Source organism: Sphingosinicella sp. (assembly GCF_052388015.1).
Taxonomy (GTDB): domain Bacteria; phylum Pseudomonadota; class Alphaproteobacteria; order Sphingomonadales; family Sphingomonadaceae; genus Allosphingosinicella.
In genome coordinates this window covers 1-2933 of sequence record NZ_JBQTIN010000111.1, presented here as the reverse complement: position 1 = coordinate 2933, position 2933 = coordinate 1, and the positions used below count along the sequence as shown (strand labels likewise).

Genomic DNA, 2933 nt, shown 5'->3' with positions numbered 1-2933 from the left:
TTCACGAACAGGTCGAATTCCGGCGTGCCCGGCCCGGCGTCGGAGCCGAGGATCGAGGCGTTGAGGCTGTCCCGCTCGGCGACGAAGCGAACGCTCTCCCGTGCGATCACAGGATGCGATTGCAGCTTCATCGCGGTGTATGCCGAGCCGGTGAAGCTGACCACGTCCTGACACGTCAAATGGTCCATCAAATCGCCGGTCGCGCCCATGATCAGCTGCAGCGCGCCGGCCGGAAGGACGTCCGCTTCGATCATGATCCGCACCGCCAGCTCGGTGAGGTAGCCCGTCGATGAGCCCGGCTTCACGATCGCCGGAACGCCGGCAAGCAATGTCGGCCCCAGCTTTTCCAGCATCCCCCAGACCGGAAAGTTGAAGGCGTTGATATGGACCGCGACGCCTTGCAGCGGCGTGTAGACATGCTGGCCGACGAAGGTGCCGCCTTTCGAGAGGGGCTCCATCAGGCCGTCTATCAGCACCTTGCCGTTGGGCAGCTCGCGGCGGCCTTTGGACGAGAAAGAGAACAGAGTCCCCGCGCCGCCCTCGATATCGATCCAGGAATCGCCCCGCGTCGCACCGGTCGCGTAGCTCAGCTCGTACAGCTCTTCCTTGCGCGCCATCACCGCATTGGCGAGCGCCTTCAGCATATGCGCCCGTTCGTGGAAGGTCATCGCCCGCAGCGCAGGCCCGCCGACCTTGCGCGCATGATCGAGCATCGCACGGAAATCGATTCCGCCGCTCCCCGTCTCGGCGACCACCTCGCCGGTCACCGCATTATGCACCGGCGCCAGAGAGCCGTCTCCCGCGACCCAGCGATCGGCGGCGTAATTGAGCAGCTTGAGAGTGTTCATCGCCTCCCCTTAAAAGAAATTTCACGCGGCGGCACGGGCATTGAGGAAGCGACATGATTGAACCGGTAAGACCCATCACGCTCGCGGATATCGAAGCCGCTCGGGCGCGGATCGCCGGCACGGTTCTTCGCACGCCGCTGGTCGGGCTCGATCTCGGCCTGGACGGCCCCGACATCCGCCTGAAGCTCGAAAATCTCCAGCCGACCAACGCCTACAAGATTCGTGGCGCCACCAACGCGGTCGCCAATCTGAGCGAGGAAGCGCGCTCCCGCGGCGTCTGGACGGTCAGCGCTGGCAATGCGGGGCAGGGCGTCGCCTTCGCGGCGCGCGCCGCCGGCGTGCCCTGCACGGTGGTTGCGATCGAGACCGCGCCGCAAACCAAGCTCGACCGGATGGCCGCGCTCGGCGCGCGGATCGTCCCCGTCTCCTACGATGACGCCTGGCAGGCGGTCACCGACCATGAATATGCGGGCATGGACGGCACCTTCGTCCATCCGTTCGACAATCACGATTTCGTCGCCGGCCACGCGACGATGGGTCTCGAAATCCTCGAGGACGCGCCGGATGTCCGCACCGTGATCGCGCCGATCGGCGGCGGCGGGCTGATCAGCGGCGTCGGCAGCGGGATCAAGGCGAAGGCTCCGCATGTGAAGGTGGTCGGCGCCGAGCCCGACACCGCCGCGCCTTTCGCGCTGTCGTTGCGCGAAGGCGGGCCGCGCCGCTTCACGGACTGGCAGGCAAGCTTCGTCGATGGCGCTGGGGGCAAGAGCATCACCGAGCGGATGTGGGAACGGATGCTTCCCGTCACCGACGGCACGATCACCGTCACGCTCGACCAGACCCGCGACGCCATGCGGCTCCTGGCGGAGCAAGCGCGGGTCGTTGCCGAAGGGGCGGGCGCCCTGTCGCTGGCCGCCGCGCTCACCGGCGAGGCCGGCGAGGGGCCGATCGTCTGCGTCGTCTCGGGCGGCAATATCGATCTGACGAAGTTCGCCGAGCTGGTGACGCACTAACTCCCCTCCCTGGAAGGGAGGGGCAGGGGGGTGGGTAGGCGAGCGCAGCGAGACTTTCGTGCTCCCGAGTTTCGGCGCCTTCGGCGGACCCACCCCTAACCCCTCCCTTCCAGGGAGGGGGATCAGCGCCCGGTGAAGTTCGGCTTCCGTTTCTCCATGAAGGCGGCGACGCCCTCGCGATAATCGTCGGAGAAGCCCAGCTCGCGCATCGCATCGCGCTGCCGGTCGAGCTCGGCGTCGAGGCTCTGGCCCCAGCTCTCGCGGATCATCTTCTTGATCCGGGCCAGCCCGCGCGTCGGCCCGGCCGCGAAGCGCACGGCAAGCGCGTCGACCTCCGTATCGAGCTGGTCGTCCTCGACCGCCCTCCAGATCAGCCCCCATTCGGCCGCGCGCTCCGCCTCCAGCGGCTCGCCGGTCAGCGCCAGCCCCAGCGCCCGCGCCTGGCCGACCAATCGCGGCAGCACCCAGGTTCCGCCGCTGTCGGGAATGAGCCCGATCGCGGCGAAGCTCTGGAGGAATTTCGCGCTCTTCGCCGCGATCACGATGTCGCAGGCCAAGGCGATGTTCGCGCCGGCGCCCGCCGCCACGCCGTTCACCCGCGCGATCACCGGCATCGGCAAGCTCACCAATTTCCGGATCAACGGATTGTATCTCTGCTCCACCGACTCGCCCAGATCGACCGCCTGTCCCGGCGCCACCGCGCGGTCGTTGAGATCCTGCCCCGCGCAGAAGCCGCGCCCCGCGCCGGTCAGCACCAGGCAGCGCGCCTCGCCGAGCTTCGAGAGCGCGTCCGCGACCTCCTCGTGCATCTGCACGGTGAAGCTGTTCAGCCGGTCCGGCCGGTTCAGCGTCAGCCGCGCGACCCCGGCCTCGACAGAGAAAAGAATGGTTTCGTAGCTGCTCATGGCCGCGCTGTAACACCTCCCCTCCCCGGCGGGGAGGGGATTGAGGGGAGGGGGTTCGGCGGTCGTGGCCATCCGCTTAGGCCGAGCCCCCGCACCCCCACCCCCGCCCCCCCCGGGGGGGGGGCTGGGTGGGCGCCCGGGTGGCGGGTGGCGCCCACCGCGCCGGC

General features: G+C 68.5%; 3 protein-coding genes. 1 reads left to right on the top strand and 2 read right to left on the bottom strand.

The features are described from left to right. Nucleotides 1-848, bottom strand: an 848-nt coding sequence (locus ACT4N3_RS09175; RefSeq protein WP_444854916.1) for an aldehyde dehydrogenase family protein, incomplete at its 3' end; no start/stop codon positions are given. A 53-nt stretch (nt 849-901) separates the two neighbouring features. Here ACT4N3_RS09175 and ACT4N3_RS09170 point away from each other — a divergent pair. Next, nucleotides 902-1861, top strand: a complete 960-nt coding sequence (locus ACT4N3_RS09170; protein ID WP_444854915.1) for a threonine ammonia-lyase — start codon at nt 902-904, stop codon at nt 1859-1861. Nucleotides 1862-1983: 122 nt separating this feature from the next. On the opposite strand, the gene paaG is transcribed toward ACT4N3_RS09170, so the two are convergent. Beyond that, on the bottom strand, nt 1984-2766 hold the full coding sequence (gene paaG / locus ACT4N3_RS09165) for a 2-(1,2-epoxy-1,2-dihydrophenyl)acetyl-CoA isomerase PaaG (RefSeq protein WP_444854914.1): 783 nt from the start codon (nt 2764-2766) through the stop codon (nt 1984-1986). Nucleotides 2767-2933: the final 167 nt, after the last annotated feature.